Genomic DNA, 16,616 nt, shown 5'->3' on the forward strand with positions numbered 1-16,616 from the left:
CAGCATCGGGGGCTCACAACACCGAGCCCGGCCGCGCCCGCGGCCTTCCCCTCCCCGAAAGGTGGCCATGCCCCACACCTCAGCCATGCTCGCCCGCCCGGCCGGTGCCGCCCTGCGGCGTCTGCGGCGCCTGACCCGGAGGGCGACGGTGACCACCGTCGCCCTCCTCGCCCTGGCCGTCGCCCCGCTGGCCGTACCGCACGCCGCCCTGGCCGAGGGGACGGACAACCGCGACGCCTTCCAGAACCTCGGTTCGGCCGACCAGCAGGACTGGATGGGCAAGCTGGGAGCGACCACGCCGCTGACGGCGATGTCCATCCCCGGCACCCACGAGACGCTGGCCGTGCACGGGGGATCCAGCGTCGAGACCCAGCAGGACTTCGGCGACAGCGCGGCGACCCTGAGCGCGCAGCTGGACCGCGGGATCCGCGCGGTCGACATCCGGGTGCGCATCATCAACGACAAGTTCGTGATCCACCACGGCGCCTTCTACCAGAACGCCAACTTCGACGACGTCCTGACCAAGGCGAAGGCCTTCCTCTCGGCCCACCGGGGCGAGACCCTCCTGATGCGGCTGCGGGCCGAGTGCGACGGCTCCACCTTCGGCTGCACGGACGACCACCCGACGGCGAGCCACACGGCCCTCTTCGACGCCTACGCGAAGCAGTACGCGGGCCTGTTCTACAACAACGGCAAGCGCAGCGACCCGCCGACGCTGGGCCAGGCCCGCGGCAAGATCGTGCTGTCCGTCTTCAACGCCGACAACGGCGACTCCTACGGCCTCAACGGCTTCGAGGACCACACCGAGGACACCTGGGCGGCCACCGACGCCCCGGCCAAGTGGAGCCTGGTCAACAAGAACATCGCCGCGGCCGGCACGGCCCCCGCCGACCAGACCTTCGTGACCTACACCTCCGCGTCCCGGGCGCCGCTCAACCTCGTCCCCTCCGAGTACGCGGGCGGCTACGGCGTCCTGCGGGGCAAGGACCTGGTCTGGGTCGACGGCGTCAACGTGCGGCTGATGAACTACCTCAACAACGACACCGCCAACCGCCGGCTGGGCATCGTCATGATGGACTACCCCGGCTGGGCGCTGGTGCACGACATCATCGCCCGCAACGGCTACTACGCGGGCAGGAACACCAGCCCGGCGATCTGGTTGGTCAAGGCCGACAAGACGTACGTGGACAGCAAGTACGGCCGGTGCATGACCCGCGGGCCCGAGTTCGACGACTCCGGGCAGGGCGGCCTGGTCCAGCAGCGGGCCTGCCAGAGCAACCCGCCCAGCAGCCACCAGTGGCAGGCCGCCAAGCCGTCCACCTTCGACAGCAAGGGCTACTTCTACATCAAGGCCGCCAACGGCCAGTGCCTGACCGCCCCGTACAACAACGGGACGCCCCCGTCGGCCGGGACCCAGCTGTTCTGGTGGCCGTGCGAGACCCGCTGGATCTCCGACAACCAGATGTGGAACATCATGCCCACCAACCTCGCCGACCAGGCGGCCTACAAGTTCATCAACAAGTGGACGAACCTGTGCCTGATGGTGGACCCGGCGACCGCCTCGCAGTCGGGCGGCAAGGTCGTCCTGGGCAACTGCCCGGCCTGACCCGACCATCCCGCCACCCGGCCCGACGCCACACCGCGTCGGGCCGGGCCCAACCCTCCTGTCACGTCCCGCCGTTGCCATGACCGAGCCGGCGGGCGCCGTCGGCGGGCGGGCAGTGTCAGCCGGCCGGGAACGGGGGAGATGACGGTCATGACGGACGATGAGTTCGAACTCGCTCTTCAGCGCTCTTGGCCCCACCTCGTGGGCATCGACGTCGACGAGGCGAAGGCCGTGATCGAGGCCGAGGCTCCGGACCTGCATGTGGGCCCCGTGCCACTGGGTCACGACGTCACCTGCGACGTCCGCGTGGACCGGGTGTGGCTGTGGCACGACCCGGACACGCGGCTGGTCATCCGGATCCCCCGGGTCGGCTGACCGAGGAAGCAGCGCGCCACCGCGGGACCGCCCGCCGAGCCGGCCGGCCGCCCTACCGGCGGGCCGTGTGACGTCATGTCGCTCCGAGGAGACGACTTCCGGTCGGCCTTCACCTTCGTCTACACCGACTGCTACACCGACTGCACGGCTTGGCACTACGCTTCCGGGTGGCCTGCACCTGACATCAGTGGCGGGTCCATCTCCTCGCGCCGAGCACTGCCCGAACGTCGACCCGTCCCACCGACAGGAAAGGCACACGATGCGTCTCCGCAAGGCCCTCACCACAACGCTCGCGACGGTTGCCGCCGTCGCCGGCCTCCTCGCCCCGACCGCGGCCAGCGCCGCCCCGGCCTCCGCCACACGCCCGGCCGACGCCTGGAGGCCGTGCGCCGCCGGCTCGCCGACCAACCAGATCTTCCGGGGCGGCACGAAGATCCCGTCCGGCGAGCGGGTCTGCGTCGCCGCGTACCAACTGGTCATGCAGTACGACGGCAACCTCGTCATCTACAACAACACCGGTCAGGCACTGTGGGACAGTCAGACCGAGGGCTTCCCGGGCGCCTACGCCATCATGCAGGACGACGGCAACTTCGTCGTCTACCAGGGTAGTCAGTGGCTCTGGAACTCGCGGACCGGCGGCAACACGGGGCACTACCTCTACCTGTGCTTCCAGACCGACGGCAACCTCGTGGTCTACGCGCCGCTGCCCGGCATGATCAACTGCAACTCCGACAGGCTGTGGTGGAGCGGCACCTGATCCACCGGCCCGTCATCCCCAGGCGCCCCTCCCCGGTACGGGGAGAGGCGCCGCCGGCCGTTCGCCTCGCCTCGCCTCGACGGCGACCCGACGGCGACACGTCGCGGCCGGCGGCCGAGCCCGCCCGCTCCGCTCCGGCAGACCTGTCCTCCCCGGGAGGACGGAGGGCCCGTCACCACGCTCGACGGACTCGCCCAGGCGCCCTCGCCCCCAGGCAGGAGGCCCGCCCGGCGCGTCCTCACCCAGCCGCCCCGCAGCGCCTGCGAGACGAAGCCGCCTCCCAGCACGGCGACGCGGACCCCACCTGATCCACCGGCCCCGGCGGAAGTCTCACGAGACTCCCGGAACTCGGTCGCTTGGGTCGCTGCGACCGCCGGAGGGAGGGACATCGGAACGCTTGCGGGGCCGAGGTGCGGCAGGTTCAGGGGAGGAACGACGATGCAGGCCGTGGTCAACGGAAGCACGATGCCGGTGCTGGAGATCCGGCTCGACCAGGGGGAAGCGGTCATCACCCCCCCATGGAGAGCTGTCCTGGATGTCTCCGACCATCCAGATGTCGCAGAGCACCAACGCCGGCGGCGGCCGGGGCGGTCTGATGAACACGCTGAAGCGGGCCGTCGGCGGCGGCGGGCTCTTCCTCACCCGCCCGCCGACCGCTGCCGTTGATCCTGCGGCCCGTTGCCTCGGCGGCCGCCACCATTGAGGAGGCCCGGGTTACCACTTGGCCCAGGGAAGGTTCCAGCCGCCGAGGCCGTTGTCGGGGGCGACGGTCCTCTCCTTGGTGTTCACGATCGTGACGACGTCGCCGATCAGCGAGCTGTTGAAGAACGACCCTGCGGGGGAGGTGTCGCGCCCGCCCTCCACGTCCTTGAGCGCGACGCAGCCGTGGCTGGTGTTGGCCTTGCCGAACGGGTCTCCCTTGTACCAGTAGTTGCCGTGGAGGTAGGTGCCGCTCCTCGTCAGCCGCATCGCGTGGGGGACGTCGGGGATGTTGTACTCGTTGCCCAGGCCGACGGTCTGGGAGTTCATGTGGGTGACGTTCTCCTTGGACATGATGACCATGGTTCCGCCCCAGGAGGGGTGTTGGTCGTCGCCCAGGGTGGCCGGCACGGTGGTGGACCTGCCGTCCCGCACGATCGTGATCTGGTGCGTGGCGGCGTCCGCGGTGGTGACCTGGGAGCGGCCGATGGTGAACGGTTCGTCCTTGTCGACGTCGCCCCAGACGCCGGGGGCGACTTCGACGTTCTTCAGCCGGTAGTGGATGGTGACCTTGGTGTCCGGCTTCCAGTACTCCGACGGGCGGAAGTCGATCCGGTCGTCGCCGAACCAGTGGCCCTTGACCTCGGTGCCGTTGTCCGTCTCGAAGGTGATGGCCCTGGCGACGGCGTCCTTGTTCACGATCTTGCTGCTGAAGTCCACCTTGACGATCATGCCCACGCCGTAGGTCTGGCCGTCGGCGATGTTGTCGTTGGTGGACACCCGCTTGCCGGGCGCGGCGGTGGTGAAGGCGCTGGTGACCGCGGAGACCAGACCGTCGGCGTCCTTCGCCCGGGCGTTCACCGTGTACGCCGTGCCGGGGGCGAGCGCGGCGGCGGGCTTCCAGCCGGTGCCGTCCGGGGTGATCGAGCCCTGGACGGGCTTGCCGTCCTTGTCGGTCACGTCGACGGCGGTGAGCTTGCCGTGGGAGACGGACACCTGGAGCGCGGTCGGTGCGACTGCCTGGGCCCCGTCCTTCGGCTGCACGTCCAGCACGCGGCCGACGTCCCCGGCGTCGCTGCGGCGGCCGCCCCGCCGGGCGCACCGGGCGCACCGGGTGCGCCGGTGGCGGAGGTGGTGGCGGTGCCGGCATCAGCGGCCTTGTCCTGGCCGTCGCCGCAAGCCGCGGACATCAGCAGGACCCCGCCCATCGCCAGTGCCACCGCACCGCGGTGGAAACGGTCGTTGGTGCGTATCGCGGCCGGGGCCGTCCGAACAGTGCTCACAGTTGCTCCCTCTCGGTTTTCGCCGTCAGCTTGTGCGCCGGTTCGTCCCGGCCGCAACGGTGGGCCGGCGATCAGGGATGCTGGGACACCTCTACCCTGTTTGAGCTGGGAAGACGTAACCTTCCTGGGACGCGCCAACAGAGCGCTGGGAGGGCGCGGCCGGTCCAGCCGGTCCCCTTGAGGGGAACCGTGGGACGGCCTGCCGCGTGCTTGTCTGCCGGAGGTCACGTCGGCCCGCGTCCCGGTGACCCGGCTGCCGGTGACGGCCGGAGCCCGGGGGTGCGATGACGGGGGTACGAGCGGGGGGAGGATCAGTGTCAGAGGTGATCGGGGAGTCGAGGGGGGCGGACGAGGTCGCGCGGCTGCTCCAGGAGCTGAAGACCCGGTCGGGGCTCACCTACGGTGCGCTGGCGAAGCGGCTGCACGTGAGCACGTCGGCCCTGCACCGCTACCGGGACTAATCGCAGTGCACCGGGCTTCAGCCCGGTGGTGAAGCGATTCTGAGCCCTGACGCACAATTAGATCGGTTCCAAGGTCATCAGGGCCCTGACGCCTTCGATTGCCGTCCCACGGCGGGCGGCGAAGCCGCCCTGGGTCGCTGGCCTGTGCAGTGGGCACCCTCCCGCGCTGTTGACGGTGCTCACCGCCGGCGGTTATGCCGGGCGGTTCTGCTGCTCGATGTACTGCCGGACTATCGACAGCGGCGCGCCGCCGACTGATCCGGCGAAGTACGAACCGGACCACAGGCGCTGTGCCCGCCAGTAGTGCTTGACCAGCTCGGGGTACTCCTGGCGCATCCGACGGGAGCTGACGCCCTTGAGGCTGTTGACCAGCTTGGACAGGGCGACCTTCGGCGGGAAGTCCACCAGCAGGTGGACGTGGTTGTTCTCGCCGTTGAACTCGACCAGCTCCACTTCGAAGTCCTGGCAGATGCTCCGCATGATCTCTTCCAGCCTGGTCAGGTGCCGGTCGGCGAACACTGTGTGACGGTACTTCGTCACGAAAACCAAGTGCGCATGCAAGACGAAAGCGCAGTACCGACCAGTGCGAATGTTCTGATACTCAGCCATAAACCAATATTGTTACGGTGATCACCATGCAGCTCAGGTACAGCTTCCGCGTGTACCCGAACCGCCCTCAGCGTTCTGCGCTGGCAAGGGCGTTCGGGTGTGCTCGGGTGGTATACAACGACGCGCTTCGCGTCCGTGAGACCGCCCGCGCCACTGGGCTGCCGTTCATCACCTCCGCCGAGCTGGGCAGGCAGCTCACCGCCTCCAAGGCCACTCCCGAGCGCACGTGGCTCGGGGAAGTCTCGGCCGTGGTGCTGCAACAGTCCCTGCGGGACCTGGACACCGCGTACCGGAACTTCTTCGACGGCCTCAAGGGCAAGCGCCCGAAGACGGGAGCACCCCGGTTCAAGTCCCGCCGCGACACCCGACAGGCGATCCGGTTCACCGCCAACGCCCGATGGAAGATCACGCCGGGCGGTGACCTGTCGTTGCCGAAGATCGGCGACGTGCGGGTGAAGTGGTCCCGAGCCCTGCCGTCCGTGCCGTCCACCGTGACCGTGGTCAAGGACAGCGCGGGCCGGTACTTCGCCAGCTTCGTCATAGACACCGACCCCGCCGACGACCTCGGGCGCATGCCCGAAACGGACTCCCAGGTGGGGATCGACCTCGGGCTGACGCACTTCGCGATCCTGTCCGACGGCCGGAAGATCGACAGTCCGCGCTTCCTGCGCCGGGCCGAGAAGCGTCTCAAGAAGGCACAGCAAGCCCTCTCCCGCAAGGACAAGGGCAGCAGCAACCGCGACAAGGCCCGTATCAAAGTCGCCCGCGCTCATGCGCGGGTGACCGATGCGCGGCGCGAGTTCCACCACCGGCTCTCAACCGAGATCATCCGCGAGAACCAAGCGGTTGCCGTTGAGGACCTGGCGGTCAAGGGACTCGCCCGCACACGCATGGCCAAGTCCGTGCACGACGCCGGATGGTCGGCGTTCGTCACGATGCTGGAGTACAAGGCCGCCCGGTACGGGCGCATCCTGGTCAAGATCGGCCGTTTCGAGCCGACGTCTCAGGTGTGCTCGGCCTGCGGCGTCAAGGACGGCCCCAAGCCCCTCAATGTCCGCGAGTGGACGTGCGCGGCGTGTGGGGCCGTCCTTGACCGGGACATCAATGCGGCGGTCAACGTCGCCAAGGCCGCCGGACTGGCGGTATCAGCCTGTGGAGCGCGGGTAAGACCGGGAGCGATCCCGGCACAGCGCGAAGAAGCAGGAACCCACCGAGACGGTCAGCCGACCGTGGTAGGAATCCCCGGCCTTTAGGCCGGGGAGCGGAAGTCAATGCAACGGCGATGTGATGCCGATGGAGTTCGCCCCGCTGGAGCGCTTCGCGCGGCTGTGCCGGGCGACACCGGAGGAACACACCGAGCTCTACCGGTTGTGGGTCACCGCCCATGCGGCGCGGGGGAACCGGCAGGCGCCCGCCCCCGCCCCGGCGGCCCTGGAGCCCTCTGCGCCACTGGATCCTCTGACGGAACCGGAACCGGAACCGGAACCAGAGCCGGAGGTTGGAGCGGTAGCCGAACCGGAAGCGCGGCCGGCCGGGGGAGGTGCCGCGACGGACGGGACGGTCACCCCCGTGCGTACCTCCGCCGTGTCGACGCGGCGACCCGTGCGCCGGGGAGTACTCGCCGCTGTCACGACTGCCGCGGTGCTCGCCGCCATCGGGGCCGTGGCCACAGGTGTCAGGCCCCATCCGGGCGGTGACCCCGAGTCCGTCCCCGCCTCGGCGGCGGACGCCGGACCGTCGGCCGGCGCTGCCGACCGGGATGCGGGTGCCCCGATCGCCGTCGCGGTCCGCTGGCCCGGCCGGGCGGACGGGTGTGAGCAGTACCTGGTCGACCGCCCGCCGTCGCAGGTACCCCGGCCGCCCGCGCTGATGGACGTCCCCGCCTGGGTCTCCCAGGTCGGCGCGGTCGCCGGCCGCTCCCAGTCGATCGAGTTCGCCGTGCAGGGCACCGGCAGCGAGACCGTGGTGCTGACCGCCCTCGACGTCCGCGTCGTGCGGAGCGCGGCCCCGGTGGCCTGGAACGCCTACTCCATGGGCGAGGGTTGCGGCGGCGGAGTCGACCTCCACTCCTACGACCTCGACCTGGACGCGGCCCGCCCCCGCCCGGTCGTGAGCGCGGGCAGTACCGGCCTGCCGGTCAAGGTGAGCGAGCGGGACCCGGAGGTCATCGAGGTCAGCGCCGCGACCACCTCCCACGACGTCAGCTGGTACCTGGAACTGGCGTGGTCCAGCGGCGACCGCAAGGGCACGCTGACCGTCGGCCCCGGCGCCGGCGCGCCGTTCCGCACCAGCGCGGTCAAGGGCCGGCCGCTGTACAGGTTCCCGAACGGCGGGAATGCCTGGGAGCCGAGTCCCTCCCAGGAGTGACGACCGCGCGGGGTCCCGTCGGCGGTGAATCGGAGCATGCCTGCCGCCGAAGGCGAACCGGCACTCCTTCTCGCCATCTCGATCCGGTTCGCCGTCGGTTCCTGGTTCGGGAGGCTCATTGTGAACGGTGCTTGGCCCAGGTGCGTCGGGTGATCATGAAGGCGAGACCGGCCAGAACCGCCATGCTGAAGACGAGGAAGTCGCTCGCCCCGGGGTGAGCGGTAGCCAGACGCATGCCCTTGGCGTAGCAGAGGGTCAGAACCAGCGCCCCGACCGCGCATACGGCACGCAGTCGAGCGGGTTTCTCCCGCTTGGCTGCGATGGAGACGAGCGCGACGAGGCATGAGCCGATCGCGAAGCCTGCGATTCCCCACAGAATGATCATCGGCAGTAGCCTCCCGAGTAGCCCCCGACCCTGGTCAGATCGACACTCGCACCGTACTTGATCTTCACGCACTGGCCGTTGTTGTAGATGTAGCTGGCCTGAGCGGCCGTAACGACCCCCGGAATGGCCAGCGGTCCGGACCACATGCCCAGAAGACTCGCGAGGCTGGCCCCGAAGATCAGCTTGTTGGTCTCGTCCCGGTTGAGATAAACCGTGCCGCTGATGATGCCCCAGGTCCACTTGGGGTCGGCGACGACGGGGAAGGCGGCGCCGTCGGTGTCGACGGTCTGGGTGAGGGTGGTGTTGTTGAGGGTGTAGTGGGTGGGAAGCTCCTTGCCGGTGGCGTCCTTGGCCCAGGGGGCGTCGACCTGGCCCATGACAACGGTCGCGCCCGCGCCGACGCGCTTGGTGATGTCGTAGCCACCGTGGTCGTTGGGCACGAGCTCGGCGCCTTCGGGCAGGTCGACGGTGAAGTCGTGGGCGGTGGGGGCCTTGTCGGTCTTCAGGGTGACCAGGGCACGGGCGCCGCCGTCGGTGGTGGCCTGCACGGCTATGTCGGTGGCGGGGGCTGCGTCCGGATAGACGACGGTTCCGGCCCCGGCCCGGATGCCGGTGACGTCCTTGGTCCGCGGCAGGCTGAGTGCGACGGTCGAGCCGTCCGCCGCGGTCGCCTTCACCGAACCGTCTGAGGTGTCCGGGGCCGTGACGCTCACTTGACCGCCCTGGCCGTTGATGACCGCGGTGCCGTCGGAGGTGACAGCGAGGTCATCGGTGCCGGTGGCCCGTTCGATGACAGAAGCCGCCTGCACGGCACGGGAACTGACGTCATCGGCCATCACGGCCGGGGCCAGGCCGATCACGAGCGAGCTTGTGACGGCAGCTGCGACGAGGCCGCAGGCGACGCGCTGGCGGTAATTCATATAGCCCTCCACAAATACGGGTTGAACCGGTTTCGGCACAGGGGGGTGAGCTCCCGGTCGCCGCGCCGGAGTGATCTTGTCCCGGACTCTGCCAGAGCAATCGAGTCCGGCGTAAGGGGCAAATATGATCTAGGTGGGAAAACGGGACCAAAGCCCTCAATATCACCGGTGGTGCAGCCTTCCTCGGGCAGCCAGGGCGACGTGAGGCGTTCGGGGCGCCCCTCGGTTCCGGGTGATCCACCAGGCCCGGTCCTGGGCAGGAGAGTCGCCCGCCCGGAGCCGGGCCACCTTCGGCGAATGGCTCGGTCGCGACTCCTGGGACCTGCTCCCGCCCGGCTGGGGCTAGCACGCCAGTCGGTCCTCTCCATTTCCGCTGCCGGTCGGGCACGGCCCGCTCGGCCTGGCGTCGGGGCGCGGTGAGGTGCACCCGGGCGGACCGGGTCGGCCTCATCGTCCACACCGGCCGGGCATCGGTCCTGCGCGCCGACGAAGCCGGTACCGGAGCGATCGTGCTGTGTGCGGACCGGTCCCGCGTGCGCAGGGCCTACCGGCGGATCGTGCCGGTGCACCCGAAGGCCGAGACACCGGCCCCGCGTGCGCGGTGCCTACCGGGCCTCGGCCTCCTGACGGTTCACCGGCGCAGGACCTTGCGGGCGAGCAGGTTGCCGGCCAGCTGGGCCAGTTGGACCAGGGCGATGAGGATGGCGACGGTGACGACCATCACCGAGGTGTCGAAGCGCTGGTAGCCGTAGGTCATCGCCAGGTTGCCGACCCCTCCGCCGCCGACCATTCCGGCGACGGCGGAGAAGTCGATCAGGGCGACCAGGACGAAGGTCAGTCCGAGGACCAGCGGGCCGAGCGCCTCGGGGACGAGGACGGTGAGCAGGACCCGCAGCGGACCGGCCCCCATGGCGCGGGCGGCCTCGATGACGCCCGGGTCGACGGAGACCAGGTTGGTCTCGACGATCCGGGCGACGCCGAAGGTCGCCACCACGACCATCGGGAAGACCGCTGCGTCCGTGCCGATCATCGTGCCGGTCACCGCCCGGGTCAGCGGCGCGAGCGCGATGATCGCGATGATGAACGGCACCGGGCGCACGAGGTTGATCAGCAGGTTGAGCACCGCGAACACGGGCCGGTTCTGCAGCAGGTTGCCCTTGCGGGTGGCGTAGAGCAGCAGGCCCAGGGCGAGCCCCAGCACGGAGGAGAGCAGCAGGGTGAGCAGCACCATGTAGACGGTCTCGCCGGTGGCGTCGATGAGTTTGGGCCGGAACAGCTCCCAGTCGACCTTCATGCCGCCACCGCCCTGCGGCCGTTCGTCGCGGACGTGAGGCCGACGACCTGCGGGTCGGCGAGGAACGCGGCCACCTCGGCCTCGGCGCCGTGCAGTTCGAGCGTCACGCTGCCCAGGGGCCGCCGGCCGACCTCGCTGATCCCGCCGGAGACGAGGGAGAAGTCGAGGCCGTGCCGGCGCAGCAGGCCGGACAGGTCCCGTCCGAGGTCGCCGTCGTGCCGGAACGGGACGGTCAGCAGGGTGCCCGGGTGCCGCTCGCGCAGCCGTTCCAGGGTCTCGCCGGCGGGCTGTTCGGGCAGGACGGAGCGGACGAAGGCGGCGGTGGTGGGGTGCTGGGGGTTCGCGAAGACCTCGTAGACGTCGCCGGTCTCCACCACCCGGCCGCCGTCCATCACGGCGACGCGGTCGCAGATCCGGCGGATGACGTCCATCTCGTGGGTGATCAGCACGATGGTGATGCCCAGTTCCTCGTTCACCCGCTTCAACAGGGCCAGGACCTCGCCGGTGGTCTCCGGGTCGAGCGCCGAGGTGGCCTCGTCGCTGAGCAGGACCTTCGGCGAGGCGGCCAACGCCCGGGCGATGCCCACGCGTTGGCGCTGTCCGCCGGAGAGCTGCTCGGGGTGCCGGCGGGCGAGGTCGGCGAGGCCGACGAAGCGCAGCGCCTGCTCGGCCCGTTCCCGCACCTCGGCGCGCGGCAGTCCGGCGAGTTTCAGCGGGTAGGCCGTATTGCCGTACACCGTGCGGGAGTTGAACAGGTTGAATTGCTGGAACACCATGCCGATCCGGCGCCGGTGCGGGCGCAGTCGGCGTTCGCTCAGGCCGGACAGGTCCTGGCCGTCCACCAGGACGCTGCCCGAGGTGGGACGCTCCAGCTGGTTGATCAGCCGCAGCAGGGTGCTCTTGCCCGCGCCGCTGTGGCCGATGACGCCGAACACGCTCCCGCGCGGGATGGTGAGGGAGACGTCGTCGACGGCGGTGAAGGGGGCGGACTTCCCGGTTCCGGGGAAGGTCTTGGAGAGGTTGCGGAGCTCGATCACCGGTCAGCCCGCCTTCGCGGTCTTCGCCAGGTTGTCGAGCTCGGCCTGCAGCGCGGTCGGGTCGAGGTCGCTCAGCACCTTGGCGCCCTTGGACTCCTCGGCGGCGGCCTTCTGCACCTCGGGCGAGTGGTAGAGCTCGACGATCCTGCGGTAGGTCGGGTTGTCCTTGTCCTTCGCCCGGGCGGCGATGACGTTGATGTACGGGCGGGTGGACGGGTTGTTCGGGTCGTCGTGGAAGATCGAGCCGGTCGGGTCGATCCCGGCCTGGCCGGCCACACCGTTGTTGATGACCGCGCCGTCGGTGTCCTCCAGGGCGCGCGGGGTCTGCTGCGCGTCGATCGGGGTGATCTTCAGGTGCTTGGGGTTGTCGGTGATCTCTTCGGGCGTGGCCTGGAGGCCCGAGCCGTCCTTGAGCTTGATCAGTCGGGCCTGTTCCAGGACGCGCAGCGCCCGGCCCTGGTTGGTCGGGTCGTTGGGGATCGCGATCCTCCCCTGGTCGGGGAGTTCGCCGACGGACTTGTACTTCTTGGAGAACAGGCCGAGCGGGGCGACGGCGGTGGCGCCGATGGGCACGATGTCGGTGTGGTTGGCGGCGTTGAACTGGCTGAGGAAGGCCAGGTGTTGGAAGGCGTTGAGGTCGATGTCCCCGGCGGCCAGGGCCTTGTTGGGCAGCGAGTAGTCGTCGAAGGTGACCAGCTCGACCTTGAGCCCCTCGGCCTTGGCCTTCTCGGCCAGGACGTCCCAGTCGGAGCTGCTGCCGGAGATTCCGATCCGAATCCGGCTGCCCGCTCCGTCGGAACCCTTGTCCTCGCAGGCGGTGAGGGTGGCGATCGCGAGGAGAGCGGTTACGGCGGTGGCCGTGTACCGGTGGTTCTTGGTGCTCAGCATGCGGGTAACCGTAGGTCAGATTCGTTGATGACCTTGGTTTTGAAGGCCACTGTTCATCAATGTGCAACGCCTCGCAACAGAAGGCACGTCCATGGCCTCGTTCATGGCCTCGTTCCCCGGACTTCCCGGGGAACGAGGCCGCCGCCATACCGCCGACGCCGACGGTCCGGGTCAGACCGTGGGGAGCTTGGACGTCAGGCCGGTGGGCACCTTGACGACGTCGGAGAAGCTGTACTTGCCGGGGCCGAAGTCGGCGGCCGTCAGGGCCTTCTTGCCGCCGCCGCCCATGACCTGCCAGACGGTGGGGCCGTCGGGCGACAGCAGCAGGGTGCCGTCCGCCGGGGTCCCGGTGGCGGCCTTGCCCAGCCAGGCGCCGGGGACACCCAGCAGGGACTGCTTGTCGTAGCCCATGCCGGTGAAGTCGGCGTAGGTGAGCGGGACGGCCGTGCCGCCGGCCATGACGTACACGGTCGTGTCGGTCCCCGCGACGTCCCTGACGACGGTGCCGTTGGGGACGGGCTTGGCCGCGGCCTTGCCCAGCCATGCCTCGGGCACGCCCATGAGCGACTGCTTGTCGTACCCGTCGGCCGTCCACTCGGCACCGGAGATCGGCAGGGCGCTGCCGCCCACCATGACGTAGATGGACGGATCGGTGCCCGCCTGGCCGGTGACGACGGTGCCGTCGGGCAGGGCGGTGGCGGAGGCGGTGGCGAGGTAGCCGCCGGGGACGCCCATGTCGGCGCGGGTGTTGTAGCCGTCGGCGGTCCACTCGGTGCCGGAGATCGGCAGGGCGGCGCCGTTGACGACGACGTAGCGGGCGGCCCCGCCGGCCTGGTCGTGGACGACGAGGCCCGTGGGCAGGGCGGCGTTGACGGCGGCCTGGAGCCAGGCGGACGGAACGCCCATGTCGGGACGGGTGTTGTAGCCGCCCGCGGTCCAGTCGGTGCCGGAGATCGGCAGGGCGGCGCCGGCCACGACGACGTAGCGTGCCGCCCCGCCGGCCTGGTCGTGGACGACGGTGCCGGCGGGCGGAGTGGTGGGCAGGGCGTTGAACGCGCTGTCGTCCACCGTCACGATCTTGCCGAGGTCGTAGCCGTCCGGGGCGACGTCGGAGCCCGCGACGGGCAGCCCGGCGCCGTTGATGAGCACCTTGACGCTCGGGCCGTTGGGCGACTTGACGAGAGTGCCGGCGGGCAGCGAGGACGGGGCGGGGTAGGACGGGGCGGCCGGGTACGGGTCGGCGTGGTCGTTGCCGAGACCGGCCACCGCGCCGCAGTGCGGCCAGGCACCGGGGCCCTGGCTGGCGAGGACCTTCTCGGCGATCAGGATCTGCTGCTGCTTCGTGGCCCGGTTGGCGTACGGGGCGTACTGGCTGCCGCCGTAGGCGAGCCAGGTGCTCTGGGAGAACTGGAGGCCGCCGTAGTAGCGGGGGTTGGTGGCGGAGACCACCGACCAGTCGCCGGTGCTCTCGCACTGGGCGACCTTGTCCCAGGTAGCGACGGAGGCCGCGGAGGCCTGGTCGGCACCGACGGCCAGCTGGGCGGCGAGGCCGAGCAGCGTGGCGGCGGCGAGGGCGAGCGCGGGCTTCTTGCGGGCGGTGGTGGTCATGGCGGTGGTCCCCCAGGGGTGGTGCGCGGATTCGGTGGCAGGCGCCACGGGCAGCCCGGCGGTGGCCGGGCTACCCGTGGTGGTGGTGCGGGAGCGTCAGGCGGTGACGGAGATGGTGGGGAGCTTGGCGGTCAGCGCGGTCGGGACCTTCACCACGTCGGCGGGGTTGTAACCGCCGGGCACCGCGGCCTTCTTGCTGCCGCCGACGACCTGCCAGACGGTGGTGCTGTCGGAGGACTGCAGCAGGGTGCCGTCGACGGGGGCCGGCTTGGCGGCGGCCTTCTGCTCCCAGGTGCCCGGGACGGCGCGCAGCGGGAGCTTGTCGTAGCCGTAGCCGGTGAAGTCGGCGTAACCGAGCGGGACGGCCATGCCACCGGCCATGACGTAGACGGTGGAGTCGGAGCCGTCGACGTTCTTGATCACGGTGCCGTTGGCGAGCGGGCGGCCGACCACGGAGGCCTCCCAGGTCTCCGGGACGCCCAGCACGGGCTGGTTGGCGTAGGAGCCGGTGAACTCGGCGTTGGTGAGCGGCAGGGCGGAGTTGTTGACCATGACGTAGACGTTGGGATCGGTGCCGGCCTGGCCCTTGACGAGGGTGCCGTCGGCGACGGTCTTCTTGACGGTGGCCCCCAGCCAGCTGCCGGGGGCGCCGGCGGTGGGCCGCTGGTTGTAGCCGTCGGCGGTCCACTCGTCGGCGGAGATGGGCAGGGCCGCGCCGCCGGCCATGACGTAGCGGGCGGGGTCGTTGCCGGCCTGGTCCATCAGCACGGTGCCGTCGGTGGGGGCCTTGGCGGCGGCCTTGTTCAGCCAGGCGCCGGGGACGCCCATGAGGGCCTGCAGGTTGTAGCCGTCGGCGGTCCACTCGTCGGCCGAGATGTGCAGGGCGGCGCCGTTGACCATGACGTAGCGGGCGGGGTCGGTGCCGGCCTGGTCCATCAGGACGGTGCCGGTGGGCAGCGTCCGGGCGGCGGCCGCCTTGAGCCAGTCGGTGGGCACGCCCATGAGGGTCTGCTGGTTGTAGCCGTCGGCGGTCCACTCGTCGGCCGAGATGTGCAGGGCGGCGCCGTTGACCATGACGTAGCGGGCGGGGTCGTTGCCGGACTGGTCCATGACCACGATGCCGGTGGCCACGGTGCCCTTGGTGGCGCCCTGGAGCCAGGAAGACGGAACGCCCATGTCCGAACGGGTGTTGTAGCCGTCCGCCGTCCAGTCGCTGCCGGAGATCGGCAGGGCGGAGCCGTTGATGACGACGTAGCGCGCCGCTCCGCCGCCCTGGTCGTGGACCACGGTGCCGGTCGGCGGGGTGCCGGGCAGGGCGTTGAACGCGCCGTCGTCCACCGTCACGATCTTGCTGAGGTCGTAGCCGTCCGCGGCGACGTCGGAGCCGGCCAGCGGCACACCGGCGCCGTTGATGATGACCTTGACGGTGGGGCCGTTGGGCGACTTGACGAGGGTGCCGGCGGGCAGCGCGGACGGGGAGGTGCTGGTGTCCTCGACGATGTTCTTGTAACGCAGCGCCCGGTACTCGCTGTTGGGGTGGCTGTCGAGGGTCGCGTTGATGGAGACACCGGTGCGGTGCTTCACCGGGGTCGAGCCGAACGAGTAGTACGAGAAGGTGGTGTGGGCGGCGTCGTCCCACTTCTCGAACAGGATGACGTGGTTGTAGTAGCTGTTGAGGACGTCACCGGGGCGCAGGTCGCTGCGGGAGATCTCGTAGGTCTCGGAGTCCGCGATCGCCCGGGTGTCGGCGCTGTAGCCCAGGTGCCAGGCCATCGACACGTAACCGGAGCAGTCCCTGCGGTAGGGGCGGCCGCTGGAGTCGGGGAACGTCCCGCCCTGGGAGTAGATCAGGCCGGGGTTCTGGTTGTACCAGTACTGGGCACGGGCGAGCACCTCGGAGCGGGTGATCTGGCCGGTGACGCTGGAGGCGGGGGCCGCGTGGGCGGCCGTGGTGGTGACGACGGTGGCGGCTATCGCACCGGAGGCGGCGATCGAGGCGGCGAGGGCGACGCGGGTGAGCTTGGACAGGCGGGAGGAAGGCATGGTTGAGGAAGTCCTGACTGAATGAGGAGAAGGCGGGTGATCGTGCCGATGCCGGTGGTCGGCGCGGAAGTCTCGGTGGGTGCGCGCCCGGCGAGGACGGCTGCCCTGCAGGAGCAGCGGTCACGCGGCCTTGCGGCGGCGGGTGCGGACCCTTCCGGGAGTTGAGACGGTGTCATGGGTGATTCCGGCCTCGTGTCCCGCGGTTGACGCTTCGCCGGTGCCTTCCGGGTGTCGTCCCCGGCTGGCGAGAACTACTCTCGTCGCAGTTCGGAGCGGGTGGAAGG

The 16,616-nt window shown here is 70.2% G+C and carries 15 protein-coding genes and 1 pseudogene; 7 read left to right on the forward strand and 9 right to left on the reverse strand.

The window, feature by feature from the left end; translation table 11 throughout:
- Window positions 1-67 precede the first annotated feature (67 nt).
- The 4 genes from ACIP4P_RS35175 (at window position 68) to ACIP4P_RS35190 (ending at window position 3,441) form a co-directional block, all read left to right on the forward strand.
- Entirely contained in the window at window positions 68-1,606 is a 1,539-nt protein-coding gene (locus ACIP4P_RS35175) for a phosphatidylinositol-specific phospholipase C domain-containing protein (RefSeq protein ID WP_400925522.1), read from the forward strand.
- Between the two features lie 141 nt (window positions 1,607-1,747).
- On the forward strand, window positions 1,748-1,981 hold the full coding sequence (locus ACIP4P_RS35180; protein ID WP_400925524.1) for a serine protease inhibitor: 234 nt from the start codon (window positions 1,748-1,750) through the stop codon (window positions 1,979-1,981).
- A gap of 259 nt (window positions 1,982-2,240) precedes the next feature.
- Window positions 2,241-2,738 carry a hypothetical protein gene (locus ACIP4P_RS35185; RefSeq protein ID WP_400925526.1) on the forward strand — a complete coding sequence of 166 codons (498 nt, stop codon included), beginning with the start codon at window positions 2,241-2,243 and terminating at the stop codon, window positions 2,736-2,738.
- 535 nt (window positions 2,739-3,273) lie between these two features.
- Window positions 3,274-3,441, forward strand: coding sequence for a hypothetical protein (locus tag ACIP4P_RS35190; protein WP_400925528.1), 168 nt, complete (start codon window positions 3,274-3,276; stop codon window positions 3,439-3,441).
- An 11-nt stretch (window positions 3,442-3,452) separates the two neighbouring features.
- On the opposite strand, the gene ACIP4P_RS35195 is transcribed toward ACIP4P_RS35190, so the two are convergent.
- The gene (locus ACIP4P_RS35195; protein ID WP_400925530.1) at window positions 3,453-4,490 is read right to left on the reverse strand and encodes an Ig-like domain-containing protein; all 1,038 of its coding nucleotides are present in this window, start codon (window positions 4,488-4,490) and stop codon (window positions 3,453-3,455) included.
- Between the two features lie 514 nt (window positions 4,491-5,004).
- Between ACIP4P_RS35195 and ACIP4P_RS35200 the strand changes: the two are divergent.
- Window positions 5,005-5,172: pseudogene (locus ACIP4P_RS35200) on the forward strand (helix-turn-helix domain-containing protein); the annotation flags it as partial.
- Between the two features lie 201 nt (window positions 5,173-5,373).
- Here the strand turns inward: ACIP4P_RS35200 and tnpA are convergent.
- Window positions 5,374-5,790, reverse strand: coding sequence for an IS200/IS605 family transposase (gene tnpA / locus ACIP4P_RS35205; protein ID WP_400925532.1), 417 nt, complete (start codon window positions 5,788-5,790; stop codon window positions 5,374-5,376).
- A gap of 26 nt (window positions 5,791-5,816) precedes the next feature.
- Between tnpA and ACIP4P_RS35210 the strand changes: the two genes are divergently transcribed.
- Both ACIP4P_RS35210 and ACIP4P_RS35215 read left to right on the forward strand, forming a co-directional pair.
- Window positions 5,817-7,043, forward strand: coding sequence for an RNA-guided endonuclease InsQ/TnpB family protein (locus ACIP4P_RS35210; protein ID WP_400925684.1), 1,227 nt, complete (start codon window positions 5,817-5,819; stop codon window positions 7,041-7,043).
- A 409-nt stretch (window positions 7,044-7,452) separates the two neighbouring features.
- Window positions 7,453-8,157 (forward strand): hypothetical protein, encoded by a 705-nt coding sequence (locus ACIP4P_RS35215; RefSeq protein WP_400925534.1) that lies wholly within the window; start codon window positions 7,453-7,455, stop codon window positions 8,155-8,157.
- Window positions 8,158-8,272: 115 nt separating this feature from the next.
- On the opposite strand, the gene ACIP4P_RS35220 is transcribed toward ACIP4P_RS35215, so the two are convergent.
- From ACIP4P_RS35220 to ACIP4P_RS35250, 7 genes are all read right to left on the reverse strand, one after another.
- Window positions 8,273-8,542, reverse strand: a complete 270-nt coding sequence (locus tag ACIP4P_RS35220) for a hypothetical protein (RefSeq protein WP_400925536.1) — start codon at window positions 8,540-8,542, stop codon at window positions 8,273-8,275.
- On the reverse strand, window positions 8,539-9,462 hold the full coding sequence (locus ACIP4P_RS35225) for a hypothetical protein (RefSeq protein WP_400925538.1): 924 nt from the start codon (window positions 9,460-9,462) through the stop codon (window positions 8,539-8,541). Before ACIP4P_RS35225 ends, ACIP4P_RS35220 begins: the two co-directional genes overlap by 4 nt.
- A gap of 631 nt (window positions 9,463-10,093) precedes the next feature.
- Window positions 10,094-10,756, reverse strand: a complete 663-nt coding sequence (locus ACIP4P_RS35230; protein WP_400925540.1) for a methionine ABC transporter permease — start codon at window positions 10,754-10,756, stop codon at window positions 10,094-10,096.
- A complete protein-coding gene (locus tag ACIP4P_RS35235; RefSeq protein ID WP_400925542.1) occupies window positions 10,753-11,793 on the reverse strand; it encodes a methionine ABC transporter ATP-binding protein in 1,041 nt (346 codons plus the stop codon). The genes ACIP4P_RS35230 and ACIP4P_RS35235 overlap by 4 nt, the downstream gene beginning before the upstream one ends.
- Before the next feature lie 3 nt (window positions 11,794-11,796).
- Complete coding sequence (locus ACIP4P_RS35240; RefSeq protein ID WP_400925544.1) at window positions 11,797-12,681, reverse strand: MetQ/NlpA family ABC transporter substrate-binding protein; 885 nt, start codon at window positions 12,679-12,681, stop codon at window positions 11,797-11,799.
- 171 nt (window positions 12,682-12,852) lie between these two features.
- Window positions 12,853-14,289, reverse strand: coding sequence for a transglycosylase family protein (locus ACIP4P_RS35245; protein WP_400925546.1), 1,437 nt, complete (start codon window positions 14,287-14,289; stop codon window positions 12,853-12,855).
- Between the two features lie 96 nt (window positions 14,290-14,385).
- Window positions 14,386-16,332, reverse strand: a complete 1,947-nt coding sequence (locus ACIP4P_RS35250; RefSeq protein ID WP_400925548.1) for a hypothetical protein — start codon at window positions 16,330-16,332, stop codon at window positions 14,386-14,388.
- Between the last annotated feature and the right edge of the window lie 284 nt (window positions 16,333-16,616).

Source organism: Kitasatospora sp. NPDC089509 (assembly GCF_044749365.1).
In the GTDB taxonomy this organism is placed as follows: Bacteria; Actinomycetota; Actinomycetes; order Streptomycetales; family Streptomycetaceae; genus Kitasatospora.